Genomic DNA, 26,120 nt, shown 5'->3' on the forward strand with positions numbered 1-26,120 from the left:
CCAGTTTTCGTATACCTGATTGCATTGCTTCGTCCAACCGGCAGCCGGCGCCTGGCGCATTGATCGGCCTGTCACATATATAAATTTTCAAATTAGAGCTATGTTACAACAATCCATAAGAAAGACTTTTGATATAGGCGATGGTCGTGAGATTACCATCGAAACCGGCCGGCTGGCCCGCCAGGCCAACGGTTCAGTGACCGTTAGTATGGGCAAAGCCATGCTGCTGGCGACGGTGGTGGCCAATAAGGAACCCAAGGAAGGGCAGTCCTTTTTCCCGCTGACCGTAGATTATCAGGAAAAATTTGCTTCCGCAGGCCGGATCCCCGGGTCCTTCTTTAAAAGAGAAGGCCGCCTGAATGACTATGAAGTATTGGTTTCCCGGCTGATTGACCGGGCCCTGCGTCCCCTGTTCCCGGATGATTATCTCTGTGACGTGCAGGTATTGATCACCCTGGTCAGCAGCGATCCCGAGATCATGCCGGATGCCATGGCCTGTCTGGCTGCCTCTGCGGCCCTGGCGGTGTCAGATGTACCCATTAAAGAGATTATCAGTGAAGTACGGGTGGCCAGAATCGAAGGCGCATTCAAAATCAATCCCACCCGCAGTGAACTGGAAAAAGCCGATATGGATTTTATCGTAGCGGCTACTAAAAAGAACCTGATGATGGTGGAAGGGGAGTCTGATGAATGTTCAGAAGAAGACCTGGTGGCTGCCCTGGGTGTGGCCCATGATGCCATCCGCCTGCAGATCAAAGCGCAGGAAGAACTCCGTGACCTGAAAGGTATAGCCGGTAAAAGGGAGTATACGGCACCTCCGACCGATGAAACCATTAAGGAAAAAGTATACAGCCTGGCCCAGGACAAAGTACTGGAAGTAGCCAAAGGCAAACTGGCCAAGCATGATCGTACCGATCGCTTTGCAGCCATCCAGGAAGAACTGATTACCCAGTTCCAGGAAGCCGCTACAGAAGAAGCGCCTTTCGGAGACCTGGAAAAATCCCTGGTAAAAAGATATTTCCATGACCTGCAATATGATGTGGTCCGGGACATGATCCTCAACGACCGGGTGCGTCTGGATGGCCGGGCCCTCAATGAGATCCGTCCCCTGGACATGGAAGTGGATGCCCTGCCTTCCCCGCACGGCTCCGCCCTGTTTACCCGCGGTGAAACCCAGTCGCTGACGACCGTTACCCTGGGCACCGGACTGGATGAACTGCTGCTGGAAACCGCAGCGACTTCCAAATATTCCAAATTTATCCTACATTATAATTTCCCGCCCTTCTCCACCGGTGAAGTCAAACCGATGCGTGGACCGGGTCGTCGGGAAGTGGGGCACGGCAATCTGGCCATGCGCTCGCTGAAGCAAATGATGCCCGCCGAATCTGATTTCGGTTATACCGTGAGGGTCGTGAGTGATATTCTGGAATCCAATGGTTCTTCTTCTATGGCTACCGTTTGTGCTGGTTCACTGGCACTGATGGACGCAGGGGTACCTTTCCCCAAGCACGTTTCCGGTATTGCTATGGGATTGATTACCAAGGAAGATAAATATGCTATCTTAAGTGATATTCTGGGTGATGAAGATCACCTGGGGGATATGGACTTTAAAGTAACCGGTACCCGTGATGGTATTTGCGGCGTACAGATGGACATCAAGGTGGACGGTCTTTCCATGGAGGTAATGAATGAAGCCCTGCAACAGGCCAAGGCCGGCAGACTGCATATCCTGGAAGCCATGTACCAGACCATCCCTGAAGCCAGAGAAGACGTGAAACCGCATGCACCGCGCGTGGTGAAAATGTTTATCGATAAGGAATTTATTGGTGCGGTAATCGGACCAGGTGGTAAAGTGATACAGGAAATTCAAAGAGAAACCGGTACGACCATCAATATCGAAGAAGTGAACGCGATGGGTGAGATCAGCATTTTCGGTGTGGAAAAAGAAGCCGTGGTCAAAGCCGAAGACTGGATCAAAGGCATTGTAGCTGTTCCTGTCGTGGGTGATGTTTATGATGCCGTTGTGAAATCGGTCGTTCCTTTTGGTGCCTTCGTGGAATTCCTGCCCGGCAAACAGGGGCTGGTGCATATCAGTGAAGTAAGCTGGAAGCGCCTGGAGACCCTGGATGGTCTGGTGAAGGAAGGTGATAACATGAAAGTGAAGCTGATTGGTACCGATCCCAAATCCGGTAAGTTCAAATTGTCCAGAAAGGCCCTGATCCCCCGTCCTGAAAGAAAACCTCAGGAAGGCGGCGAGCATCCTGCACCGGAGAATAACTAAGCCGAAGCAATTAAATACTAAGATCTATAGAAGCTGTCCCCCGGGGCAGCTTTTTTTAGAGGGGCCGGACTTTTACCCAGCGCGATCTGTACCATAGGTTGCCGGTAGCCGGATTCCGGGCAATTCCATTATTTTTGATGTCGATGCCTGAAATAAGAACCATTGATGTAACGCGTTATGTAACGCCTTTAAGGGAAGGCGGATCGCTGCCGGCAATTGCTGAAGGCAGCGACGGATTTCTCTATGCCCTTAAATTCCGGGGGGCAGGGCAGGGGCCCAAGGCCCTGGTCGCCGAATTCATCGGTGGGGAGATCGCCCGGGCCCTGGGCCTTAAAGTCCCGGAAATCGTACTGGCCCGGCTGGATGCCGCATTTGGTCGCACCGAAGGGGATGAAGAAATCCAGGACCTGCTCAAAGCCAGCCAGGGAATAAATATTGCGCTTCATTACCTCAGTGGTTCCATCAGCTATGATCCGGCAGTTATGCAGACCGATGCGATGCTGGCCTCCAAAATTGTCTGGCTGGATGCCTACCTGATGAATATGGACCGTACGGCACGCAATACCAATATGCTGATTTTTAACCGGGAGCTATGGTTAATTGATCATGGAGCCTGCCTCTACTTTCATCATAACTGGAGCAGTTGGGAGGCCCAGCGCAGCAGTCCCTTTGCCCTGATCAAGGATCATGTGCTCTTAAAAGAGGCCGCCTTGCTGGAAGCCGCAGACCAGGACATCCTGCAACAGCTGGACCCGGTGCTGATTGACGATATTATAGAGGCGCTGCCGGAAGACTGGTTGCATTATGAAGAGGCGGAGGGAAATGCCGCTACCGTCAGAGCGGTGTATAAAAATTTTCTGAAAACCCGTTTGGAACAATCTGTTGTATTTGTAAAACAAGCCCAGGATGCCAGAGCTGCAATTATATGAGTATGCGGTGATCCGCGTGGTGCCCCGGGTAGAACGGGAGGAATTTGTCAATGCAGGGATCATCCTGCTTTGCAAAAAAAGAGCTTTGATTGCCTGTCGCATTCAGGTACCCGCCACCAAACTGTCCTGTCTGGATCCGAAGCTGGACCTGCAGACCATCAGCGCGCATCTGGAGGCTTTCCAGAAAATTGCTGCCGGAGATCCGCTATCGGCCTCGCCCATTGCCCGGCTGGATCCGCCATCCCGTTTTCGCTGGCTGACCGCCACCCGAAGTACCATCGTCCAGTGTTCCAGGGTGCATCCCGGACTGAGCCCGGATTGCCTGACCAAGCTGGAACAGTTGATGCGGGAACTGGTGGACTGACCTGCCCCTGATTTTTTCCGTTGATTTAATTGAAAGATTGCCGGTAAGCCAATGGAGAAATCCGGGTCTTGGCTTTGAAAAGTTTACTGAAAGACTGCGGATGCTCAAAACCCAGATAATAGGCGATTTCCGCAACCGATAAACGGGTGGTCGCCAGTTTTTCTTTTGCCTTTTCAATGATGGCGCGCTGGATATACTGCTGTGTATTGAGTCCTGTCAGGGAGCGCAACAGGTCGCTTAAATAGCGGGGTGATAATTGTAAGGCGGCACTGATATCACGAACCGCAGGCAGGCCGTCTTTTAGAGGATGTCGGGTATCAAAATAACGGTTCAGGAGGGCATCCAGCTTGGTGATGATCTCGTGATTGATGGCTTTTCTGGTGATAAACTGGCGATGGTAAAATCGGTTGCTGTAATTCAGCAGCAGTTCTAATTGCGATACCAGCACATCCTGACTAAAGCGATCGATATTGTTCTCCAGTTCAAGGGCCATCGATCTGAATAAGGTCCTGATAATTTCCCTTTCCTTTTCAGACAGGAACAGGGCTTCTGAAACATCGTAATTGAAAAAGCCGTACTGGCTTATCGCTTGGCCTAAAGGATAATTCCGGATAAAGTCTTGATGAAAATACAGGGCTAATCCAACATAACTTTCTTTGTCTTCAGGTGCAAATGCGATTTGCCCGGGCTTTAAAAATGCCAATCCGCCGGCATCAAAATCGTAATAGCCCTGGCCGTATTTTGTCTGTCCCGTAAAGCCCGATCTAAAGGAAATTTTATAGATGTCCAGGCTTATTTTCTGCCCCTTCGGCAGGATGGTAACCGGATCCTGATCATAATCTACCAGGGTTATCAATGGGTGGGAAGGCGCCGGTAAACCCAGTTCCCGTACCAGCGCTGAGATGCTGGCAATATGATTAATTGGTGCGGATTGTTGCATTTTGCTACTACTAATGTAATCAATTCTGTTTTGAGGGCCGTATCACCAGATCACCCACTTCAATATCTTCCGGCTGACTGATGGCGTAGATGACGGCATCGGCAATCGCCTTCGGGTCTATGGCCAGCGCCTCGACTGTTTGGGCAAATGCTGTTTTCATCGCTTCTGTCCGGACACTTTTTATGGCAAAATCTGTTTTGATATAGCCAGGTGAGATGCCGGTGATGCGTATCCGGCCATCGGATTCCTGGCGGAAGGCTTCGGTAATCGTGCGCACCGCGTTTTTGGTACCCGCATAGACCGCCTGCAAAGGTGTAATCTGTATGCCGGAAGTGGAAAGAATATTGACGATATGGCCCGAGCCCTGTTGATTAAAAACCGGGATGACTGCTGCCATGGCATACAAAACCCCTTTGAGATTAATATCGATCATTTCGTCCCAACCCGCTGTGTCGCATTCATCGATGCGGCTCAGCCGGGCAATGCCCGCATTATTTACGATAACATCCAGCCGGCCATATTGCGTCAGGGCTGCCTGCACCAACTGCCCGAGATCGGCCTTATGGCGTACATCGGTTTTGCGGGAGATGGCCTGGCCGCCCGTCCGGGAAATTTCTTCAACTACTTTTTCTAATCTTTCGGTATTCCTGGCGCCTAATACCAATCTTGCACCCTTATTAGCGAGTGCTAAGGCGATGGTTTTTCCAATTCCTGCACTTGCACCCGTAACGACGATTACTTTTTCTTTGATTTGCTGCATTTGATTTACTGATGTTTTGAAAAGCAAAGTTCTCTATATGCGCTCCCCGAAAAGTAGCCAGATGGGTCATTCTTGTAGCCGGATAGATTGAAAAGAACCGTTTCGCCAACCGTTTATGGAATCCGCGTTCCAGCCCGTCTTAGCAATTGTGGTTTTCTCAAAAAGAAAAATATTTGGCGTTTTGCATTTATATTCTACATTTGTAGAATTAAATCTATATTTGTAGAATGATTAAGTTATCCAAATCCGAAGAACAGCTGATGGAATTGATCTGGCAGAAAGAAAAAGCTTTTATGAAAGAGCTCCTGGAAATGTTTCCCGAACCCCGGCCGGCATCCACCACAGTTGCCACCCTGCTGAAGCGCATGACCGATAAAGGGGTAATCAGTTATACGCAGCTGGGTAATTCCCGGCAGTATTATCCGCTGGTTCGTAAATCAGCTTATTTTTCCAAACATGTCAGTTCCCTGATCAAGGATTATTTTGATGATTCGGTACTGCAGTTCGCATCCTTTTTCACCCGGGAAACCAATCTGAGCCGCGAACAGCTCGAAGAACTCCGCAAATTGATTGACGCACAAATCCATAAAAAGAAATCCTGATGGAATACCTCTTAAAAATGATCGCCTGCAGCGCCGTGCTTTATGCCGGTTACCACTGGCTGCTCAGTCAGGAAAAAATGCTGGTCTTTAACCGGTTTTACCTGCTGGCGGGCCTGATTTTACCCTTTCTGATCCCGTTGATTGAAATCCAGGTAGCCGCTCCCCGGCAGGCAGACCTGTCCGGATACAGCTTGCAGGCAGCAGATGCCGGTGACCAGAGCCTGGATCTTCTGATCAGGGGATGCGTCTGGCTGTCGGCTGTTATCAGCGCCCTGCTGCTCCTGCGTTTTGGCCGTAACCTGCGGCGGCTGCGCCGTACCACCCGCCGCCATCCCCGCAGCTATTATCAGGGAGTGCCCCTGGTGCTCATGGAACCGCCCGTGGCCATCTTCAGTTTCTTCAACCATATTTTCATTGACCGGACTATCTGGGAGGCCGGTGAAATGGAACCGGAAGTGCTGGAGCATGAGCTGGCCCATATCCGGCAAAAGCACAGCTGGGATATCGTCCTGCTGGAGCTGCTCACCGCGCTGTGCTGGTTCAACCCACTCTTGTACTTATATAAGAAAGCTATAAAAATCAATCATGAACTTCTGGCCGATGCAGCGGTCCTGAAAAAGTTTGATGACCCGCGCAGTTATCAACTGATTCTGGTCCGGCGGGCTGGCGCGCAGCCCGCACCCGCATTGGTTAGTAGTTTCCATTTCTTCACCATCAAAAAAAGAGTTCTTATGTTACAGAAAAAAAGCCATCCGTTCAGGGCGGGTTGTAAGGCCTTTGCCGTATCCGGCCTGCTGGCCCTGCTGGTATTCAGTTTTGGTAAGCGCGTCTATGCTCAAACCGAGAAGCCGCCACCACCGCCACCCGTTGCCATCGAGCCGGTAGTCACGAAGTTGCATTTACCCGAAGGGGTAGAAAGTTTGCGAATGACCGGTGACAAAAACAAAACCTGGGCCGTCCTGAAATACAAAAACGGCAAAACGATTAGAGAAGAAGTCACTACGCCGGCCCAACAGGCGGCCTTCGAAAAAAAATATGGTGCTACGGTAGTACCCCCACCACCGCCGAAGTTTAAAAAGCGCAAGCAGGATCCCGGCATGCCCGCCCCGCCGCCACCACCGGCACCCTTAAAAGAATCGACTTCGGCCAATAGCCTGCAGCTCGAAAGGGAAGCAACAGCGTCTGTCGCTCAACCTGCCGCCACCGCCGCTGCAACAAATGACAGGAAGGAGCAGATCGTACTGCGGCTGGCAGTGCCTCCGGCCGATGCATCCGGTAGCGACAGGTCACCTGCGAAGGTCTCCGGTAGCCTCCATGGGAAGCCGGCCGTTGTCGGTGAACCTGCAATTATCCGGGCAGCACCGGCCGGCAAGACCCAGGAACCGGTGGTTGCCGGCACCCCGGTTTCAACAATCCGGGTGTCACCACAAACCGGCGTCGTAAAGCCGGCTTCGGACCTGAAAAAATCAGCAACCCCGGTTATTACCCACATTAAGTTTAGCGCCGCCCGGCCGGCAGTGGAGCGGATCGCTTTCAGAGCGACGGACCAGGCCACTGCCGCGGAAAACTAATCCTGGGACCATACCTCTTATAACTGATTCAGGCCGGGCGTTAATGCCCGGCCTGAATATTAAATGAACCTATTGGATTTACTGGACCCTTTGGATCTATCAGATCATTTTTACACTGCGTGCGACAAAGGCGGTCAGCTCCGGTCCGGTGAGCAGCCCCTGGGCTAGCAGGGCCAGATCAAAAGCCTGCTGCGCCAGCGCTTTGCGTGCGTCAGCACCGGACTCAGCCAGGATGCGGGTAGCCAGGGGATTATTGGCATTCACGGCCACTTTGTAGCGGTCGGGCATGGCGCCATAGAAGCTCATACCACCACCCATTGCTGCCATATCCTTCATGCGCCGGCTGAACTCATCCATGGTGACCGTTACCGGCATGGCTTCTGCAGCCAGATTCTCGACCACTACTTCCATGCCCGGCTTCTGGATGGCTTCCTTATAAACGGATTCCAATTCCTTGGTTTGTTCTTCGCTCAGGCTGCTCTCGATTTTCTCGTCCTTATCGATCAGTTTTTCTATCACATCGGCATCCACCCGCTTGATCTGGGTCTTTTCCAGTTCCCGCTCCAGGAAGCTCACAAAATGATTGTCCAGGGGGCCATCGAGCAGCAGGACATCGTAGCCCTTATTATTGGCAGCCTGGATATAACTGTCCTGTTTGTCAGGACTGGGGGTATAGAGGTAAATGATATTACCATCCTTGTCGGTCTGACTGGCGGCTACTTTCTCCCGGTATTCGGGCAGGGTACTGATGGCTTTGGCGGTATTCTGCAACAGGATAAAATCTTTGGCCCGCTCCCAGAATTTGGGCTCGGAAATGGCGCCATATTTTACAAATACGCCTACATCGGACCATTTTTCTTCATAGCTCTTGCGGTCGTTTTTGAAAAGCTCGGCGAGCTTGTCAGCTACTTTGCGGGTAATATAAGTATTGATCTTCTTTACATTGCCATCCGCCTGAAGAAAGGAACGGGAAACATTCAGTGGGATATCCGGCGAATCGATCACCCCCTGTAACAGCATCAGAAATTCCGGAACAATATCCTTTACATCATCGGTGATAAAGACCTGGCGGCTGAAGAGTTTAATCTTGTTGCGCTGCATTTCAATATCATTCTTGATTTTCGGAAAATACAGGATACCGGTCAGGTTGAAGGGATAGTCTACATTCAGGTGGATCCAGAACAGCGGGGGTTCGGTAAAGGGGTAGAGCTCCTGGTAAAAGTTCAGGTAGTCCTCATCCTTTAATTCAGAGGGCGGCTTGGTCCAGATGGGAGCCACAGTATTGATAATATTGGGTCGCTCCACTTCCTTGTACTTGGGCTTGCCTTCTTCATCCTCGCCATCCGGCTCAGATTCCTTTTTCATACCAAACTGGATGGGTACCGGCAGGAATTTACCGTATTTGTTCAGGATCTCCTGCAGCTTATGGTCCTCCAGGAATTCACTGTTTTCCTCATTAATATGCAGGATGATATCGGTACCCCGCTGGCTGCGGCTGCCTTCGCTGAGTTCATAGCTGGTGGAGCCGTCACAGACCCATTTTACCGGATCGGCATCCTGTTGATAACTCAGGCTCTGGATTTCCACCGTATCGGCCACCATAAAGGCGGAATAAAAACCCAGACCGAACTGTCCGATGATTTCATGGGCGTCCTTGGCTTCCTTGAATTTTTCCAGGAACTCGCTGGCGCCTGAAAAAGCCACCTGATTGATGTATTTTTTAACTTCCTCCGCCGTCATCCCGATACCGTTGTCAGAAATCGTGATGGTTCTGGCTTCCTTGTCCACTTTTACCTGTACCAGCGGTTCGCCGAGCGTACCGTTGAACTGCCCTAGTGAAACCAGCCGCTTGGCCTTCTGAATGGCATCTACAGCATTGGAGACCAGTTCGCGCAGAAAGATTTCATGGTCACTGTATAAAAACTTTTTAATGATCGGAAAGATATTCTCCGTGTGAATCGAAATATTACCTTTTTCCTGTTCTAACATAAGTCAATATTTAATAATATATGGGGTGAATGATCTATTGTATGCTGGATTCTATCAAAATTAATACCGCAGCCTTAAGAAAGTCAGAATGTCAGCCGGAAATGCAAAAATTTCACCCCGACCGCCCGGGATTTCAAAATGCCCTCCTGAATAACTAACTTGGCGGCATGAGTAAGGAAATTTATTTTCAGCAGGCCGCTGAGATCGGCTGGCAGGACCTGGGTGGTGGTGTCTCCCGGCAGTTACTGGGCCATGACGACAGTCTGATGATGGTCAAAGTTCGTTTTGATACCGGTGCCGAGGGCGCCCTGCATCATCATCCTCATATCCAGGTCAGTTATGTGGAAAGTGGGGCATTTGAACTCCGGATCGGAGCGGAGACCCGGTTACTGCAGGCCGGTGACGGCTATTTTGTTCCGCCGGATATTCCGCATGGTTGCGTCTGCCGCCAGGCCGGTGTACTCGTGGATGTGTTTACGCCTGCCCGCCAGGATTTTCTGCCGGCCCGGGAAACCGGTGTATGAATTTTCATGCCAAATGAACCTTTGTAAGATTGGATTGTTTTTGTTTGTTTTTGTATTCAGTAAGGCAACTGCTGCTACCGTTTAACAAAAACTTTTCATCCGGTCAACCGGCAAGTGAAGTATGGGCCGCCTGGCTGACCTATATTTGCCGAAAATTCGGATACAGGAAATGATAATCAGCAGCCTTCAGGGGTTTTGGCTATTAAAATGACAACAGGAAATGATCGAAATTTTAAGCACAGGGTTTCAGTGGACGGAATTATTACAGCCACAGTGGTATATTGAAAATGGGGGCTTATGGCTGCTGCTATTTGTGGTTTTTGCTGAAACCGGTCTCTTTGCCGGATTCTTCCTGCCCGGTGATACCCTGCTGTTTGTCGCCGGTATCTATGCCCATAAAATCGGTGAAGGCGCCCTGGCCGAACCCGGTCTGGCTTATCAGTTCATGAAATTATTCGGTCTGGGCCATATCCAGAATGAATGGCTGGATCTGATCATTCTCTGGGCCCTGATTTCCTTTTGCGGGATCCTGGGCAATATGGTCGGTTATTGGACGGGCCGTAAAGTGGGCCCGGCGATGTACAACTGGAAGGAAAATTTCTTTTTCAAACGCCGCTATCTGGAGCAGGCCCATGATTTTTACGAGAAAAACGGCGGTGGCGCGATTATCGTCGCCCGTTTCCTGCCCTTTATTCGCACATTTGCGCCTATTATTGCCGGGATCGTTAAAATGGAGCGCCCTAAGTTTATGTTTTATAATATTGTGGGTTGTGTGGCCTGGGTATTCAGTATGATTTTTGCAGGCCATTTTCTGCAAAAATGGCTGATGAGCGGATTTGGATTTGACCTCAAACAGCACCTGGAGCTGATTGTGCTGGGTATTGTACTGATCACGACATTCCCGGTGATCATGAAACTGGTCAGTGGTAAAAAGAAAGCCAAAAAGGACGCAGCGGCGGCCGCTGAAACCGCGGCTTCAGAAAATACCGAAGCGCCGGTCAATCAGGACTAACGACTGGTATACCGACGCCATTTTTCAATTACCGCCTCAATATCCGCCGGCAGTTCGGATTCAAAATAAACCGGTTCGCCGGTGCCCGGATGGGTAAAACCCAGGGTCTTGGCATGCAGGGCCTGCCGGGGACAGCGGGCAAAACAATTATCGACAAACTGCTTGTATTTGGTATACACCGTTCCCTTTACAATTTTATCTCCGCCGTAAAAATCATCATTAAACAGCGGGTGTCCGATATATTTCATATGCACCCGGATCTGGTGGGTGCGGCCGGTTTCCAGGATACATTGCACCAGGGTAACATATCCAAACCGTTCCAGCACTTTATAATGGGTAATGGCTTCCTTGCCATGGTCTCCTTCGGGATAGGCTTCGAATAATTTGCGGTAGCGCTGGTTGCGGCCTACATGGGCCACAATTGTTCCTTCATCCTGCTCCATATCGCCCCAGACCAGGGCCAGGTATTTCCGGCTGACGGTATGATCAAAAAACTGTTTGGCCAGCTGCCGCATGGCCAGTTCGGTTTTGGCCAGTACCAGCAGACCGCTGGTATTCTTATCGATCCGGTGGACCAGTCCGAAACGGGGCAGGGCTTCGGTATCGACCTGCTGTTCCTCCAGGTGCCAGGCAATGCCGTTGAGCAGGGTACCGTCGTAATTGCCACTGCCGGGATGCACCACCATGCCTGGTTTTTTATTGACAATGATGATATGGTCATCCTCGTGAAAAATATCCAGTTCCAGGGGTTCGGGCCGGATCTCGTTTTCTTCGGGGGCATTATCGGTGTAGACGATAATTTCCTGGCGGGCCCGGACCTTGAAATTGGGTTTGATCTGCTGACCGTCCACCAGGACCATACCGGCATGGATCGCCCGCTGGATCTTGCTGCGGGTAGCACCTTCGATACGGTTCATCAGGAATTTATCAATACGATAAGCTTCCTGACCGCCATCGGTTTGAAAAACAAATTTCTGGTAAAGGGCTTCACTGCCTTCTTCGATATGTTCGGGTTCCGTCATCAGCCTGCAAAGGTAGGTGCTGGGGCATTAATTACCACTGTCCCGGATCAATAAGGCAGGCCTGTTATCGCAGGACCTTTTCCAGCATCAGCATGCGGCCATCAGCAGTCAGTCCTTCGCAGACGATACGGAAGCTTTTACTGCGATCGTTATTATAGAATTCAATGGGCAGTTCCTGCTGTCCGGTTGCCTTTAACTCCGGCAGCCAGTTCAGGGTCAGCCGGTAGTCGCGGTAATTCATTTCAGGTGGCTGGCTGTAATCCGGGGCGTAAAATTCCTTGATAATGCTGTAGCCGTCATAATCAACAATATCACCTGTCGCTTCCATGCTTGCATTCAGATCATCGCCTCTTTTGGTGTAGACCGCAATCGCCGCCTGGTTGCCACGGGCGCCGATGAACTGGGGATATATCTTAATCAGGGCAATTTCGCTGGCGGGGAGACTGGAAATCATGGTCGCATCCTGCAACGGCATCTCATCCAGAAAAAGCTGCACCGGACCATTGCGGTAACGCAGGCGGTAATTATCATAGAAATTACCGGCGGGATTGATCTGCAATCCCGGTACCCGGCCCATCAGCCATTCAAAAATATTGAACTGTGGAATGAATTGTCCGGTCAGATTGATGGTACGGGCATTGATATTCCCCCGAAACATGCCACTGAGATATTTGTCTTCCAGTTCTTCGAGGGTCATCCGCCGGCCTTCGACTTCAACATTATCCAGCAAAATACCTTCCTGACGGTTGTAAACACCCTGGGCGGCAGCCATCCGTTCGCGGAGTTCCGGATCGGCGTTGCCGGCAGCCGGCCGATGGACTACCGGCAGGTCAAAACTGCGGTACAGGGAATCGGTGTTCAGCTTGACAGTGATATACTGACTTTTGTCGCCCATGACGTCGCTGAACAGAATCCGTGCCTTGTCGAAGAAGACGACGGAATCCATTGAAAACCGGCCTTCGGCATCGGTCTTCAGCAGTTGCAGGGACTGTCCTGAATCCGCGGTGGCGACCCAGACCAGCAGTTCCCGGTCGGCAAAACTTTTCCGGGAGTCCCGGACATTGACCTTTCCGGAAAGGGAGATATAGCCGGGGTCGGTATAGGCCGGTGCAGGCGGGTCTGTCTGTGCCATTCGGGTCCAGCTGAAACGCCGCCAGCCATTGGTGAGCATGACCAGATCCAGGTTATCGGCTGCCGCTGGCGCATCCGAAAAATAATGGGCGGGGTTATGGATATAACCGGGCAGGTCACTGGTGAGCAGCAGGGAGCTGACGATATTGTCCGGCCGCGGTCCCGGCAGGTTATAGGCTTCGTCGGTGATCGCCACCGAAAAATTTCCTTCCACCGGCTGGTCGAACCTGAGCAGGAAACGGTTGGCTTTCCGGGCACCGGTGGCCAGTTTGGTGGTTTCCAATTGGGCCTGAAGCCGGTATTCTCCGTTATCAATAAAAGCCAGCCGCTCTGCCAGTGGCAGATTCTGGCTGTTAAATACGGTCAATTGCAGGACGCCGGAATGCAGTGTATCGGTGGGGATGCGGGTGCGCTGCCCGTTTTGGACGGGAACTTTAAACAGCACCTGGTGCTGCATCTGGCCAATGATATAGGCCGGCTTAAAAGTTTCAGGCCCCCGGTGGTTCAGCTGGAGTTCCAGCCCTCCCTGTTGTTGACGCAGCTCCAGGGCCAGGCCTTCCGTAACCGCTGCAGGAAGGGGGAAACTGTCACCTTTAAAAACGGCTGTATAGGAGCGTCCGGCAACCGGCTCCAGCAGGAATCGTCCCCTGCCGTCATGGGTGGATTCGATGCGGGTGATTTCCCTGCCCTGGTCATCCTGAATCAGGGCCTCCACCGGCAAAGGCCGGCCCTGTTCATCGGTGGCCTTAAAAGCCAGGTTATTGGTAAGACCGGCTACCAGGGTGCCACCTTCAGGAAAGAATTGCAGGTTGGCGCCGCCTTCGGTTGGGACGGCAGACCGGTTCCGGCGGCTGTAGACCCGGATCGGTGTATAGTACAAAAAGGATTTGTCCTGATTGAGCATCAACGGGGTATATGCGCGGAGCTGGTAGGTTCCCGTACCAAGGCTGTCGGGCAGTTCCAGCTGGCCATAGCTGACCGCATTAAATACCGGCAGCACTTTCTTGTACAGGACCCGACCGCTGCGGTTGATCAGTTCCACAAACAGGGTGGAATTATGCAGGGAGGCCTTGAAATCCGATAGGAAATAAGCTTTGAACCAGCAGGTCTGTCCGGCAAAATAATCCTGCCGGTCCAGTTGAAGATAGACTTTTTCAATAGGATGCTGGCGGTGCCACTGCTGCAGCCTTTCTACAGCGTTTTGTCCCCGGGCCTGCTGCTGAAACAGGAGGATCGCAAATAATAAAAGGGTTGATATAAGTGTCCGATAGCTGCGCATAATGCCATGTTAAGTTACAAAAAAAACGGGAGCCGGCCTGAAGGCCCCTGTTCTAAGGATGCATGTAACGAAGGCATTGCATAATTCTGCAGCTCCTAATTTGTCCCGGGCTTTTCAATGATTTTTTCGAGCCGCAGCATTCTGCCGTCATTGGTGATCCCTTCGGCAACGATTTTGAAGCGTTTGGTCCGGTCATTATTATAAAAAATCACGGGTATTACGGGGTCCGCCTGGGCTACAAAGAAATAAGGCTGCCAGGATAGGGTAATCCGGTTATCGACCTTGTCATTTTCAGGACGGGCATCATAATCAGGGTTATAAAATTCCCGGATAATGGTATACCCGCTATAATTGATGATGTCGGTGGCCGCTTCCATGGCGGCCCGCAGGTCGGCGCCTTTTTTCATATAAATACCCAGGGCGGTACCACCGCCCGGTGTCGCTACGGAATTGGGCAATAGTTTCACCATGGCGATCTGGTTTACCGGAATGGATTCGATAAAGTCCGCATCTACCGGCGCTTCGTCCAGGTAAAGGGTGACATTGCCCCCGCCAAAACCACCGCCCCGGAAACTGATGGTATAATTGCCCGGACTGCCGCTGACCATCAGACCGGCCATGCGTCCCTGGAGGTACTGGAATATGCTGCCGGCAAAGTTTTCATTCCGAAGATCCAGTGTGCGGCTGTTGATCCCGCCGGCGAATAGACCACTGGCATATTCCTCATCCAGCTTTTCGGCTTCGGATTTCTGCCGGCTTCTGACCGTCACGGTTTCCAGGGTCAGGCCTTCTGCTTTTAGAAAATCATCAAAGGAACTTGTCATCTTTTCAGCAACCGGACCTGCAGCGGGTTCGTAGGGCATTTCTATATCAGGCAGGTTGAAAGCCATGCGCAGCGAATCGGCATCCATTTTAACTTTAATGTACTTGCTTTTCTTCCCCCGGATATCGGAAAACAGGATCCGCATTTTTTCAAAGAAAATCACGGAATCCAACTGGAAACGGCCGTCCGCATCGGTATGTATGAACCGGGGTGTTCCTCTTTTCTGTTCGGTAGTGTCTTCCGGTGACAGGAACATGATCAGGTCCTTATCGGCAAAGGGCTTCCTGGTGCCTTCAATATTTACCCGACCCCGCAACTGGATATAACCTGAATCCCGGTAACGGGCTTCGGGTAATTTATTATCGCGCACATCCACCCATTTAAACCGGGTCCAGCCATGGGTCATCAGCAGCAGATCCCGTGCTTTTTTGACGGCAGCAGAATTATCGCTAAAATAATAGGAGGGACGGTGGATATAACCTTTCAGGTCGCTGGACAGCAACATCCAGGAATAGATATTCTCCTCCCGACCGGAAGCTTCTTCGTAATCGGCATCGGTAATAGCTACCGAAAAATTACCCAGCACCGTATCCTTTAAGGCAATGGAGAAATGATTCCTGCCGCGGGGATCGGTATTCAGGGTATCGGTGGTAAAAGTCGCGGGCAGGATATAATCCTGATGGTCCACAAAGGTCAGTCTTTCCGCCAGGGGCATATCATCCTGGTTAAAGACGGTGATCTGCAGGATCCCCGAAAACATATTGCGGTCGTCAATGCTGCCGTTAATCTCGGGCTTATCCCCTTTGAGTTGGGCCTTGAAAACAATATCGCCACCGGCCTGACCCAGAATATAGGCCGGTCGGAACAGGGGATCCTGACCCGCATGGCGGATCTGGAACTTTTTACCGGCGCCGGCATCGACCACCGATAAAGTCACCCCATTGCTGACGGAAGCCGGTAAGGGAAAGGAGGAGGTCATTCCGTTAATCCGGGCATAGAAACTGCTGCCTTCCAGGGGCTGGAGGACGAAACTGCCCATGCCGTCATGTATTGTACTGAAAGTGGTTATCGGGTTGTTTTTATCGTCATAGATCGTCCCCTCCACTTTGAGGGGCAGGCCGTTTTCATCCGTGGCTTTAAACGCAATCTGGTTCAGCATGCCATTAACCATATTGCCGCTCTCCGGAAAGAAACGCATTTGGGGGCCGGAGGATTTGTCCGGGTTCCCGGCTTTTTTTGGTGCCTTCCCGACGATCCGGATCCTTTGGGAAAATAAAAAGCCCGGAAAATTGAGCATGACCGGTGAATAAGCACGAATCAGATAAGTACCGCTGGTCAGGGTTTCCGGGAGGTCAAGTTGACCGGCAACCACGCCTGCGCTGGCCGGAAAGACGGTTTGTAATACCCGCCGGCCGGCCGGGTCCAGCAGATCCACATAGAGGGTGGAACTCAGACCGGAAGGTACCCAACTGGTAACAAAATAGCCCTTGAACCATACGGTTTCCCCACTATAGTAGGTATTCCGGTCTAAATGCAGATAAACTTTCTCGGTGGGATTTTGTTTTGCCCATTGAAGGTATTTTTCTTCCAGGGTTTGGGAGTTAGCGGTCATGCAGCACCATGCCAGCGGCAGGGCAATAAACAGTTTTGCTATATTGTTCATATGGTAAAAAGAAATGAAAATAAGCGAAAAAAATGGAAGCCGGTTTAATTTCAGCGCTTTACCAAAAAATAATCTTTTGCAAAACCGACAATTTGTCCTCATTTCGCCGATTGGCAGTATTCTTGTCATAGCAGGTAGTTAATTGGTGGGCGGAGCGGGTAATAAAAAATGGACCAGGAAGCCGGTGCAGTAAGGGAAGGAGGACAGGCAACTGTCACAAATGCAGGGAACGGCATCAGGCCCGCCAACCCATAGACAGGAAAATAGTGGTAACAGCAGATAAGTTGAACCTTAGATATCAGGATGGCGGCCACAGGCGCCATCTGTGCATTTAAAAATTAGAAATTATTGTGATGAATCAGAACAATGAACAATTTGAAGATCAGGAAGGGCTGAATATTAACGCCGATGAAAATCTGAGCGGTACCGAACATCTGACCGATCCGCTGGAGGATTCCAATATGGAAGCCTTGGAAACTGAACTCGCTGAAAGCAAGGATAAGTATTTACGCCTTGCAGCAGAATTTGACAATTTTCGCAGGAGAACCGCCAAAGAGCGGATTGAGTTGTTCCAGACCGCCGGAAAGGATATTGTGACCGACCTGCTCGAAGTGATGGATGATATTGATCGTGCTTCAGCCGAAGCTGAAAAAAGCATAGATGCGCAATTGCGGGAAGGCGTTACCCTGGTATTTACCAAGTTTAGGAATATCCTGCAGTCCAAAGGTGTCAGGGCCATGGAAGCCAAAGGGAAGGAATTTGATCCTGAACTCTATGAGGCGGTCGCTGAGATTCCGGCGCCCTCGGAGGATCTGAAAGATAAAGTAATAGATGAGATAACAAAAGGTTATTATTTGAATGATAAGATTATACGCCATGCAAAAGTGGTGGTAGGAAAATAAAACTATGTCAAAGAGAGATTTTTACGAGATCCTGAACGTATCAAGAACCGCATCTGCAGAGGAAATTAAGAAATCATACCGGAAAGTCGCCATGCAGTTCCATCCGGACCGCAATCCCGGTGACACGGCAGCGGAAGAAAAGTTCAAGGAAGCTGCCGAAGCTTACGAAGTGTTAAGTGATACAGAAAAGCGCGCCCAGTATGACCGTTTTGGACATGCAGGGCTCAGTGGTGCCGGCCGTGGATTTGGCGGTGGCGGTATGAATATGGAGGATATTTTCAGTCAGTTCGGTGATGTGTTCGGCGACGATATCTTTGGCAGTTTTTTCGGCGGTGGTCGCAGCCGGGGCGGGCAACGTGCCAGAGGTGTAAGGGGCAGCAACCTGCGGGTGAAGCTGAAACTGAATTATGAAGAGATTGCCAAGGGGGTTACCAAGAATATCAAAGTCAAAAAATACACAACCTGTGAAACCTGCGGGGGCAATGGCGCCAAGGATCGTGGCAGCATCCAGACCTGTTCGAGCTGTCAGGGGAGTGGTCAGGTAAGAAGGGTACAGAATACCTTCCTGGGTCAGATGCAGACCGTCACCACCTGTCCGGATTGTAATGGAGAAGGTACCCAGGTGACCGCCAAATGTAATTCCTGTAAGGGAAGTGGCCGGATCTATGGAGAAGAAACCATTACGATCGATGTACCGGCAGGCGTCCAGGCCGGTATGCAACTCAGTGTCGGCGGCAAAGGCAATGCAGGCGAAAGAGGTGGTGCCTCCGGGGACCTGATCGTACTGATCGAGGAAGAAACCCATGAGGAACTGCAACGTGAAGGGCTGAATGTGGTGTATGACCTGCATATCTCTTTCACCGATGCGGTTTTCGGTACCAATGCGGAAGTGCCTACCATTGATGGCAGGGCCAAGATCAAGGTCCCGCCGGGCACCCAGAGTGGTAAAATTTTCCGTTTAAAAGGTAAAGGTTTTCCCAATGTACATGCCAATTACGATAAAGGTGATCAATTAATCCATGTGAGCATCTGGACCCCTAAAAACCTGAGTGAGGAAGAAAAAGCGGCACTGGAAAAGCTATCCGGCTCTCCCAACCTGAAACCCCAACCTGAAAAAGAAGAAAAAAGCTTCTTCGATAAAATAAAGGACTTATTTAGTTAGAGTTATTTATTTAATTAATAGTCAATCAGTAATACTAAAATATTACTGATTTTTTTTGCACGTTAATATGCATTTATTTAGGATCATTTAAGAGGTTGGGAAGCCCGGTAACCGGATAATGAGCCTATGGATGGAAGAAGGCATTGTAACTAAATAATTTATTGAAATAAAGTTTAATATATTTCTATTATTCAGCTATTTATCATCATGTTTTATTTCTCTGAAACTCAAATTACGCTGAATGCCCTTCCATTTGGTTCTTTTCAGGGGGGAATGCCTGAAAATCTTTCGAAAAGCTTCTTCACTCAATGCGGCCCACTCGCTATTGCTTAAATCCAGTACTTCCGGAATTGGCTGCAGGGCGGGTTCTTTGCCCGGACGGCTGAATCGGTTCCAGGGACAAACGTCCTGACAGACATCGCAACCAAAGATCCAGTCTCCGAATTGGCCCTGGTATTCGGAAGGCAGTAACTCATCCTTGAGTTCGATGGTAAAGTAGGAGATGCATTTGCTGCCGTCGACAACCCGGTCGGGCAGGATGGCCTGGGTGGGACAGGCCGTAATACAGCGGCTGCAGCTACCGCAATAATCTTTGGCATAAGGATCATCGGCGACCAGCTCGAGATCGGTGATCAGCGTGGCAATAAAGAAAAAGGAACCGGCGGATTTGGTAATCATATTGCCGTTTTTCCCGATCCAGCCCAGACCGCTTTTACGGGCCCAGGCCCGTTCCAGCACCGGCGCGGAATCCACAAAGCCCCGGCCATTAATGGCGCCGATCTTTGTTCTTAATTCATCTAATAAATTATTTAGTTTATCTCGTATAATCTCATGATAGTCATTTCCATAAGCATATTTTGAAATCTGCGGTTTATCGGAGGACTGTTGTTGCGAGGGGTAATAGTTCAGTAGCAGGGTAATGACGGACCTGGCACCGGGAACCAGGAGGGTCGGGTTGATGCGTTTGTCAAAATGGTTTTCCATATACTGCATCTTTCCCTGCATGCCCTGGCGCAGCCAGGCTTCCAGCCGGCGGGCATCCTCATCCAGCACTTCGGCCCGGGAAATACCACAGTATTCAAATCCGAGCCGGCGGCTTTCCTGCTTGACAATGGCGGTATAAGTAGCTGCGAACGACATCTGGCCGTCAAAAGTAAAACCTATTTGCGGATTATGGGAAAGCTGGATTGACAGTCCCGGAACTGATGGGCAATAAACCGAAAAAAATCAGGTTCTTCAAATAATAAGGGGTTCGGAAGGCCTGCCTGATTTTTTGCGCATTCAATTCACGTGGATCCGAACGGCGACAGACCTGAAAATATTGCATAAAACGTTTATTATTACTGACTTATAGTCATATTTTAGCGCGTCGAACTGACATTATTTCCTTATTTACGGCTTGGATTTTGATTTGCTATAGAAATGGTACCGGCCATATTTGGCGTCAACCAGGAAGGTCGGAAAACCATTTATCAAGGAAAAAAATTATATATGAATCTAGGAAATTTCACAATAAAAGCTGCCGAGCTGGTCCAACAGGCCCAGCAAATCGCGTTTAATGCGCAGAACCCCAATATCGAAACCGAGCATTTGCTCAAGGCCCTGCTGGAGCAGGAGGATTCTCCGGTGGATTATTTGTTAAAGAAGAATAATGTGACCATCAACCTCCTGGACACCAAACTTGAGGAAGCCATTCAAAAGCTGCCTAAGGTGAGCGGCGATCCCGCCCAGAGCATCAGCCGGGAGTTGAATAATGTCATCCTGAGAGCCGGTGCCGACCTGAAGCAGTTCAATGATGAATTTGTGACACCGGAATTATTGCTGCTGGCGGTAGTGCAGGGTAATGACGGTACCGCGAAACTTCTAAAAGATGCCGGTCTGAGTGAAAAAGGACTGATTACGGCCATCAAGGAATTGAGGAAGGGCACCAATGTGTCTTCACAGACACAGTCCCAGGAATTTAATGCCCTGAACAAGTACGCCAAAAACCTCAACGAGATGGCCCGTGAAGGCAAGTTGGATCCCGTGATCGGCCGGGACGAGGAAATCCGGCGTACCCTGCATATATTAAGTCGTCGTTCCAAGAACAATCCGATCCTGGTGGGGGAACCCGGGGTGGGTAAGACCGCCATTGTCGAAGGGCTGGCCCATCGGATTGTCAACGGAGATGTACCTGAAAACTTAAAATCCAAGATTATATATGCCCTGGACATGGGACTGCTGATTGCGGGTGCCAAATACAAGGGTGAATTTGAAGAAAGACTGAAGGGCGTGATCAAGGAAGTGGCAGAAAGTGACGGTGAGATCATCCTGTTTATTGATGAAATTCATACCCTGGTAGGTGCCGGTGGAGGCGAAGGAGCCATGGATGCCGCCAATATCCTGAAACCAGCCCTGGCCCGTGGTGAACTTCGGGCAGTAGGTGCCACGACCTTAAACGAATACCAGAAATATTTTGAGAAGGATAAAGCCCTGGAACGTCGGTTCCAGAAAGTCATGGTCGACGAACCCGATGTGGAAGATGCCATTTCAATACTGAGGGGACTCAAAGAAAAATATGAGGCCCACCACCATGTGCGTATTAAAGATGATGCGATCATCGCAGCGGTGGAATTGTCCAACCGCTATATTACCGATCGGTTCCTGCCCGACAAGGCCATTGACCTGATCGACGAAAGCGCCGCCAAGTTGAAACTGGAAATGAATTCCATGCCCGAGGAACTGGATCGGCTGGACCGCCAGATCCGGCAATTGGAAATTGAAAGGGAGGCCATCAAGCGGGAAAACGATGAGGAAAAGCTTAAACAGCTCAACACGGATATTGCCAATCTTTCCGTAGAAAGGGATACCCTGAAGGCTAAATGGACTTCAGAGAAAGAGCTGGTGGACCAGATTCAGGAATCCAAAGCCGGCATTGAGACCCTGAAACTGCAGGCCGAACAGGCGGAAAGAGAAGGAGACTATGGTAAGGTGGCTGAAATCCGTTACGGTAAGATCAAGGAAGAGGAAGCCCGAATTGCGAAACTGACTACCGAACTGCAGGAAGAATCCGAGAAACGGCTGCTCAAAGAAGAAGTAGACGCCGAGGATATTGCAGAATCAGTGGCCAAATCTACGGGGATACCAGTAGCCAAGATGTTACAGAGCGACAGGGATAAGCTTCTGCACCTGGAAGACTATCTCCATCAGAAAGTCGTGGGTCAGGATGAAGCCATTACCGCTGTAGCGGATGCCATCCGGCGGAACCGGGCCGGGTTGGGGGATCCGAATCGCCCCATTGGTTCCTTTATATTTCTGGGTACCACCGGGGTAGGTAAGACCGAGCTGGCCAAGGCACTGGCGGCGGACCTCTTCGATGATGAACATATGATGACGCGTATTGATATGAGTGAATATCAGGAGAAACATGCGGTCAGCCGCCTGGTGGGCGCCCCTCCCGGTTATGTTGGCTACGACGAAGGCGGACAGCTCACCGAAGCCGTTCGACGCAAACCTTATAGTGTGATTCTGTTCGATGAAATCGAAAAAGCCCATCCGGATGTCTGGAATGTATTGTTACAGGTACTCGATGACGGGCGTCTGACCGATAATAAGGGCCGGGTCGTGAATTTCAAGAATACGATTATTATTATGACATCGAATATCGGCAGTCACCTGATACAGGAAGCGTTTGAAGGCATTGGCGCGGATGACCTGGAAGCGGCTACTGATAAAGCCCGTCTGGAAGTCATGAACCTGCTCCGGGAGACCGTAAGACCGGAGTTTCTCAACCGCATTGATGAAATTATCATGTTCCGTCCGCTGTCCAGGAAGGATATCAGGGGGATTATTAAGATACAATTGAACAACCTGCGGCAGCTGGTACTGCAAAGCAGCGGTATTCAACTGGAATTCAGTGAATACGCTGTCGATTTTCTGGCAGATCACGGATTTGATCCCCAGTTTGGGGCCCGACCTTTGAAAAGGCTGATACAGAAAGAGATCGTCAACCAGCTGAGCAGGAAGATCCTGCAGGGTGATGTAGACAGGCAGCATCCCATCCTGGTCGATGTATTTGATAATACGGTTGTCTTTCGCAATGAGGCGAAAACAGCGGAAAAAACGGGTTAGCAGACAGTTCCCTGCAGTAGATTCTGCGCAAGTGCTTACAGGCTGTCAGACAGAGGTTTGGGGGCCTGTATGCATGTTGGAACACTAAAATGGCTGTCTGACAGGGTAAATAGCCTGTAAATCTGATGATTTTTGAAGAAAAAATTTGTCAGTTCAAAAAAAAAATTATCTTCAACCGCGCTTTCCTTTCGAGGGGATTTAGCGTATGGTAATCGGGGTGGAATGACAATTACCGTTATAAATTTTTATGTTGTATGAGCGTTAAAAAAGAAGAAGAAATTATTATTGAACCTAAGGAAATTTTCGTAGGTAAAAAAGAGGCTCCCGTGGTCCTGATGGAATTCGGGGAGTATGAGAGTGAGGACTGTGCCAAAGCCAATGAGATTGTCAAACAGATTCTTATTGACTATGACGGCAAGGTGAAATTCAATTTCCGGCATTTCCCGCAGACCCGGATTCACCAACGCAGCCTTAAGGCGGCCGAGAGTGCCATCGCCGCAGCCCAGGAGGGTAGATTCTGGGAAATGCACAATGTACTCTTTCAGAACCGGAGGAATCTGGGCACCACCAGCCTGAAACTGCATTCCAGGGAGGCCGGGATCAGTAATAAGAACTTCCTGGAAGACCTCGTCAACGGAACCTATGGCTGGCAGGTCCAGGATGACCTCAAGGAAGGGATCGACCGGGGGGTGAAGGACGTGCCGTCTTTTTTCGTGAACGATGTTTTGGTTAAAGGCAAGCCCACTTATGCGGCCATCAGTGCTGCGATTGATGAGGCTTTAAAAGCTGGTAAGAAAGCGGCTAATCCAAAATCTAAGACTGCAGCTAAAAAGGCTTCAAAGCCAGCACCTAAATCAAAAAAATAAAATTCATCACGGGCGGCAAGGTCCGACCTGATAGCATATTACATCCCATATTGAGGATCTTCAACGGATCACGACGAATTGGCTAAAACCCTTTATTGTAAAGGGTTTTAGTCGTTTCAGGGCTTCTCACATAAGGATAAATATTCAATTTTAAAAATTAATTTCGTCTACGAATATCTTACTATCCCGGTGAAATGATACGGGAAAACATCAATTTAAATAGACATAAAAAAAAATTCAGCCTGAGCCAAAAAAATTGTTCAGTTAAATTTTTTTTATGTTGAATAAATGTGGATATTCGCTGTCCGTTCAAAAGTTTTTTTGACGTATGAGAACTGAGTCGTTTTTTGATCGAACTACAGCAAACTTAATTACTGATCCTATAAATTTTCTATATAACGAATGGAGAAGAATGCCGAAAAAGTCTGGTCTAACTGTTTAAAGATAATCAAGGACATTGTAGAATGGCAGCATTATAAAACATGGTTCGAACCGATTAAGGCAATCTCTCTTAAAAATCAGGTACTGGTCATTCAGGTACCCAGTCAGTTTTTTTTCGAGTATCTTGAAGAGCATTACGTAAATTTATTGGCCAAGACCCTGAAAAGGGAATTGGGAAAAGACGCCCGCCTCGAATATAGAATTATGGTGGACAGTGGTAACAGTAAAACGAAGCCACTGACAGTGGATGTACCGGGCACAGGATACAAAACTTATTCTAATAACGAAATGGATTTTCCGCTCGTCGTGAATAATTCGGTAAAAAACCCCTTTGTTATACCAGGCATTAAAAAAATGCAGATAGATCCGCAACTCAATGCGAACTATACATTTGATGCCTATATCGAAGGGGATTGCAATCGGGTAGCGCGCAGGGCGGGAAAAACGGTCGCCGAAAAACCCGGTGCCAATTCCTTTAACCCCCTGGTCGTATATGGCGGGGTGGGGCTGGGTAAGACCCACCTCGTACAAGCCATTGGTAATGATGTCAAAAGACTGCATCCCAATAAGATCGTATTGTATGTCAGTTCTGAAAAGTTCATCAACCAGTTCATGGACCACAGCCGGAATGGCGCCATCAATGATTTTATCCATTTCTACCAGCTGATCGACGTATTGATCGTGGACGATGTACAGTTTTTTAATAAGGCGGAACGTTCCCAGGACGCGTTTTTCGCAATTTTTAACCACCTGCACCAGTCAGGCAAGCAGCTTATTCTGACTTCTGACAAGTCGCCTAAGGATCTGGACGGGGTGCAGGAAAGACTGCTGAGCCGGTTTCGCTGGGGCTTGAGTGCCGATTTGCAAATCCCTGATTATGAGACGCGCATCGAGATTCTGGAAAGGAAAATGAAGGCAGATGGCCTGGAAATGCCCAAGGAAGTCGTTAAGTATATCGCTTATAATATTAATAGTAATGTAAGAGAACTGGAAGGCGCACTGATCTCCCTGCTGGCCCAGTCTTCGCTGAACCGTCGGGAAATCGATCTGGAGCTGGCCAAAAAAGTACTGCGGAATTTTATCAAATCTTCCAGTAAGGAGATTACCATCGATACCATTCAGAAGATGGTTTGCGAGTTTTTCGATGTGCCCTATGATAAATTGCTGCAGAAAACCCGGAAAAGGGAAATTGTGCAAGCCCGTCAGATTACCATGTACCTGGCCAAGGCATTTACCAAAAACAGCTTAAAAACCATCGGCGAGCATTTTGGGGGCCGGGACCATACAACTGTCATCCATTCTTGTCAGACGGTAAAAGATCTGATGGATACTGATACCATGTTCCGGGAAAATGTCCTGGAATTACACCAGAAAGTCCAGTTAGCTGCGATGTAATCCTACGTCGATTTTTTAAAAATTTTTTCTTGATTAGATAGCTTGAATTCTGAGTTTTTAAACTATATTTGCAACCCTTTTGGTGAGGTGGATGAGTGGCTGAAATCAGTAGTTTGCTAAACTGCCGTACGGGTTAAACTGTACCGCGGGTTCGAATCCCGCCCTCACCGCATAGAAGACAAACAAGTCAGTATAAGAAGCCCGGAAATGCAATGTTTTCGGGCTTTTTGTTGTGTGCCGTGCATGTCGGGTTACTAGGAGGTGAAAGTCCTCTGTGGGGGTTTGTAATCGCCAACCACTAGCTAAGAGCAAGGGTGTCCATCGTGAGGTGGAATCTGAAGGAAGCTTACGGCA

The 26,120-nt window shown here is 49.7% G+C and carries 19 protein-coding genes and 1 tRNA gene; 13 read left to right on the plus strand and 7 right to left on the minus strand.

All coding sequences use genetic code 11. From position 1 onward, the window contains the following. The first annotated feature begins 100 nt into the window (after positions 1–100). The 3 genes from pnp (at position 101) to ACYVI9_RS14860 (ending at position 3,574) form a co-directional block, all read left to right on the plus strand. On the plus strand, positions 101–2,281 hold the full coding sequence (pnp, locus tag ACYVI9_RS14850; RefSeq protein WP_460765853.1) for a polyribonucleotide nucleotidyltransferase: 2,181 nt from the start codon (positions 101–103) through the stop codon (positions 2,279–2,281). 143 nt (positions 2,282–2,424) lie between these two features. Continuing rightward, the gene (locus tag ACYVI9_RS14855; protein WP_460765856.1) at positions 2,425–3,210 is read left to right on the plus strand and encodes a HipA family kinase; all 786 of its coding nucleotides are present in this window, start codon (positions 2,425–2,427) and stop codon (positions 3,208–3,210) included. Continuing rightward, positions 3,188–3,574 (plus strand): DUF3037 domain-containing protein, encoded by a 387-nt coding sequence (locus ACYVI9_RS14860; protein ID WP_460765859.1) that lies wholly within the window; start codon positions 3,188–3,190, stop codon positions 3,572–3,574. The genes ACYVI9_RS14855 and ACYVI9_RS14860 overlap by 23 nt, the downstream gene beginning before the upstream one ends. Positions 3,575–3,599: 25 nt before the next feature. Here ACYVI9_RS14860 and ACYVI9_RS14865 read toward each other — a convergent pair whose 3' ends face one another. Together ACYVI9_RS14865 and ACYVI9_RS14870 are read right to left on the minus strand one after the other, a co-directional pair. Continuing rightward, positions 3,600–4,514 carry a helix-turn-helix domain-containing protein gene (locus tag ACYVI9_RS14865; protein WP_460765862.1) on the minus strand — a complete coding sequence of 305 codons (915 nt, stop codon included), beginning with the start codon at positions 4,512–4,514 and terminating at the stop codon, positions 3,600–3,602. Positions 4,515–4,533: 19 nt separating this feature from the next. Continuing rightward, entirely contained in the window at positions 4,534–5,274 is a 741-nt protein-coding gene (locus ACYVI9_RS14870; protein WP_460765864.1) for an SDR family oxidoreductase, read from the minus strand. A gap of 227 nt (positions 5,275–5,501) precedes the next feature. On the opposite strand from ACYVI9_RS14870, the gene ACYVI9_RS14875 reads away from it, so the two are divergent. Beyond that, positions 5,502–5,876, plus strand: a complete 375-nt coding sequence (locus ACYVI9_RS14875; RefSeq protein ID WP_460765867.1) for a BlaI/MecI/CopY family transcriptional regulator — start codon at positions 5,502–5,504, stop codon at positions 5,874–5,876. After that, positions 5,876–7,447 (plus strand): M56 family metallopeptidase, encoded by a 1,572-nt coding sequence (locus ACYVI9_RS14880; RefSeq protein WP_460765870.1) that lies wholly within the window; start codon positions 5,876–5,878, stop codon positions 7,445–7,447. Before ACYVI9_RS14875 ends, ACYVI9_RS14880 begins: the two co-directional genes overlap by 1 nt. A 99-nt stretch (positions 7,448–7,546) precedes the next feature. Here the strand turns inward: ACYVI9_RS14880 and htpG are convergent, their stop codons facing one another. Further along, a complete protein-coding gene (gene htpG / locus ACYVI9_RS14885; protein ID WP_460765873.1) occupies positions 7,547–9,436 on the minus strand; it encodes a molecular chaperone HtpG in 1,890 nt (629 codons plus the stop codon). 167 nt (positions 9,437–9,603) lie between these two features. Here htpG and ACYVI9_RS14890 point away from each other — a divergent pair, with 167 nt between their 5' ends. Together ACYVI9_RS14890 and ACYVI9_RS14895 are read left to right on the plus strand one after the other, a co-directional pair. Beyond that, a complete protein-coding gene (locus ACYVI9_RS14890; RefSeq protein WP_460765876.1) occupies positions 9,604–9,960 on the plus strand; it encodes a cupin domain-containing protein in 357 nt (118 codons plus the stop codon). A 220-nt stretch (positions 9,961–10,180) separates the two neighbouring features. Next, on the plus strand, positions 10,181–10,972 hold the full coding sequence (locus tag ACYVI9_RS14895; RefSeq protein WP_460765879.1) for a DedA family protein: 792 nt from the start codon (positions 10,181–10,183) through the stop codon (positions 10,970–10,972). Here ACYVI9_RS14895 and ACYVI9_RS14900 read toward each other — a convergent pair. The 3 genes from ACYVI9_RS14900 to ACYVI9_RS14910 form a co-directional block, all read right to left on the minus strand. After that, entirely contained in the window at positions 10,969–11,994 is a 1,026-nt protein-coding gene (locus tag ACYVI9_RS14900) for an RluA family pseudouridine synthase (RefSeq protein WP_460765882.1), read from the minus strand. The genes ACYVI9_RS14895 and ACYVI9_RS14900 overlap by 4 nt on opposite strands. Before the next feature lie 64 nt (positions 11,995–12,058). After that, positions 12,059–14,404, minus strand: coding sequence for a hypothetical protein (locus tag ACYVI9_RS14905; RefSeq protein WP_460765885.1), 2,346 nt, complete (start codon positions 14,402–14,404; stop codon positions 12,059–12,061). Positions 14,405–14,499: 95 nt separating this feature from the next. Further along, complete coding sequence (locus tag ACYVI9_RS14910) at positions 14,500–16,890, minus strand: hypothetical protein (protein ID WP_460765887.1); 2,391 nt, start codon at positions 16,888–16,890, stop codon at positions 14,500–14,502. Between the two features lie 353 nt (positions 16,891–17,243). Here ACYVI9_RS14910 and ACYVI9_RS14915 point away from each other — a divergent pair, with 353 nt between their 5' ends. Beyond that, a complete protein-coding gene (locus tag ACYVI9_RS14915; protein ID WP_460765890.1) occupies positions 17,244–17,792 on the plus strand; it encodes a nucleotide exchange factor GrpE in 549 nt (182 codons plus the stop codon). Between the two features lie 4 nt (positions 17,793–17,796). Next, complete coding sequence (gene dnaJ / locus ACYVI9_RS14920; protein ID WP_460765892.1) at positions 17,797–18,954, plus strand: molecular chaperone DnaJ; 1,158 nt, start codon at positions 17,797–17,799, stop codon at positions 18,952–18,954. A 195-nt stretch (positions 18,955–19,149) separates the two neighbouring features. On the opposite strand, the gene queG is transcribed toward dnaJ, so the two are convergent. Further along, complete coding sequence (gene queG, locus ACYVI9_RS14925; protein ID WP_460765895.1) at positions 19,150–20,094, minus strand: tRNA epoxyqueuosine(34) reductase QueG; 945 nt, start codon at positions 20,092–20,094, stop codon at positions 19,150–19,152. A 351-nt stretch (positions 20,095–20,445) separates the two neighbouring features. Here queG and clpB point away from each other — a divergent pair, with 351 nt between their 5' ends. From clpB to ACYVI9_RS14945, 4 genes are all read left to right on the plus strand, one after another. Next, entirely contained in the window at positions 20,446–23,064 is a 2,619-nt protein-coding gene (clpB, locus tag ACYVI9_RS14930) for an ATP-dependent chaperone ClpB (RefSeq protein WP_460765898.1), read from the plus strand. Between the two features lie 254 nt (positions 23,065–23,318). Further along, on the plus strand, positions 23,319–23,930 hold the full coding sequence (locus ACYVI9_RS14935; RefSeq protein ID WP_460765901.1) for a DsbA family protein: 612 nt from the start codon (positions 23,319–23,321) through the stop codon (positions 23,928–23,930). A 402-nt stretch (positions 23,931–24,332) separates the two neighbouring features. Continuing rightward, a complete protein-coding gene (gene dnaA, locus ACYVI9_RS14940; protein ID WP_460765904.1) occupies positions 24,333–25,766 on the plus strand; it encodes a chromosomal replication initiator protein DnaA in 1,434 nt (477 codons plus the stop codon). Positions 25,767–25,847: 81 nt separating this feature from the next. Then, positions 25,848–25,936 (plus strand) — tRNA-Ser (locus ACYVI9_RS14945). Positions 25,937–26,120: the final 184 nt, after the last annotated feature.

The organism is Niabella terrae (genome assembly GCF_054783135.1).

Excerpts from the sequence above, each read along its gene's own strand:
- ACYVI9_RS14880 (WP_460765870.1), top strand. The coding sequence starts at position 5,876 with ATGGAATACCTCTTAAAAATGATCGCCTGCAGCGCCGTGCTTTATGCC.
- pnp (WP_460765853.1), top strand. The coding sequence starts at position 101 with ATGTTACAACAATCCATAAGAAAGACTTTTGATATAGGCGATGGTCGT.
- dnaA (WP_460765904.1), top strand. The coding sequence starts at position 24,333 with ATGGAGAAGAATGCCGAAAAAGTCTGGTCTAACTGTTTAAAGATAATC.
- ACYVI9_RS14870 (WP_460765864.1), bottom strand. The coding sequence starts at position 5,274 with ATGCAGCAAATCAAAGAAAAAGTAATCGTCGTTACGGGTGCAAGTGCA.
- ACYVI9_RS14875 (WP_460765867.1), top strand. The coding sequence starts at position 5,502 with ATGATTAAGTTATCCAAATCCGAAGAACAGCTGATGGAATTGATCTGG.
- ACYVI9_RS14905 (WP_460765885.1), bottom strand. The coding sequence starts at position 14,404 with ATGCGCAGCTATCGGACACTTATATCAACCCTTTTATTATTTGCGATC.
- ACYVI9_RS14900 (WP_460765882.1), bottom strand. The coding sequence starts at position 11,994 with ATGACGGAACCCGAACATATCGAAGAAGGCAGTGAAGCCCTTTACCAG.
- ACYVI9_RS14860 (WP_460765859.1), top strand. The coding sequence starts at position 3,188 with ATGCCAGAGCTGCAATTATATGAGTATGCGGTGATCCGCGTGGTGCCC.
- queG (WP_460765895.1), bottom strand. The coding sequence starts at position 20,094 with ATGTCGTTCGCAGCTACTTATACCGCCATTGTCAAGCAGGAAAGCCGC.
- ACYVI9_RS14895 (WP_460765879.1), top strand. The coding sequence starts at position 10,181 with ATGATCGAAATTTTAAGCACAGGGTTTCAGTGGACGGAATTATTACAG.
- clpB (WP_460765898.1), top strand. The coding sequence starts at position 20,446 with ATGAATCTAGGAAATTTCACAATAAAAGCTGCCGAGCTGGTCCAACAG.
- ACYVI9_RS14915 (WP_460765890.1), top strand. The coding sequence starts at position 17,244 with ATGAATCAGAACAATGAACAATTTGAAGATCAGGAAGGGCTGAATATT.
- dnaJ (WP_460765892.1), top strand. The coding sequence starts at position 17,797 with ATGTCAAAGAGAGATTTTTACGAGATCCTGAACGTATCAAGAACCGCA.
- ACYVI9_RS14935 (WP_460765901.1), top strand. The coding sequence starts at position 23,319 with ATGAGCGTTAAAAAAGAAGAAGAAATTATTATTGAACCTAAGGAAATT.
- ACYVI9_RS14890 (WP_460765876.1), top strand. The coding sequence starts at position 9,604 with ATGAGTAAGGAAATTTATTTTCAGCAGGCCGCTGAGATCGGCTGGCAG.
- ACYVI9_RS14855 (WP_460765856.1), top strand. The coding sequence starts at position 2,425 with ATGCCTGAAATAAGAACCATTGATGTAACGCGTTATGTAACGCCTTTA.
- ACYVI9_RS14910 (WP_460765887.1), bottom strand. The coding sequence starts at position 16,890 with ATGAACAATATAGCAAAACTGTTTATTGCCCTGCCGCTGGCATGGTGC.
- ACYVI9_RS14865 (WP_460765862.1), bottom strand. The coding sequence starts at position 4,514 with ATGCAACAATCCGCACCAATTAATCATATTGCCAGCATCTCAGCGCTG.
- htpG (WP_460765873.1), bottom strand. The coding sequence starts at position 9,436 with ATGTTAGAACAGGAAAAAGGTAATATTTCGATTCACACGGAGAATATC.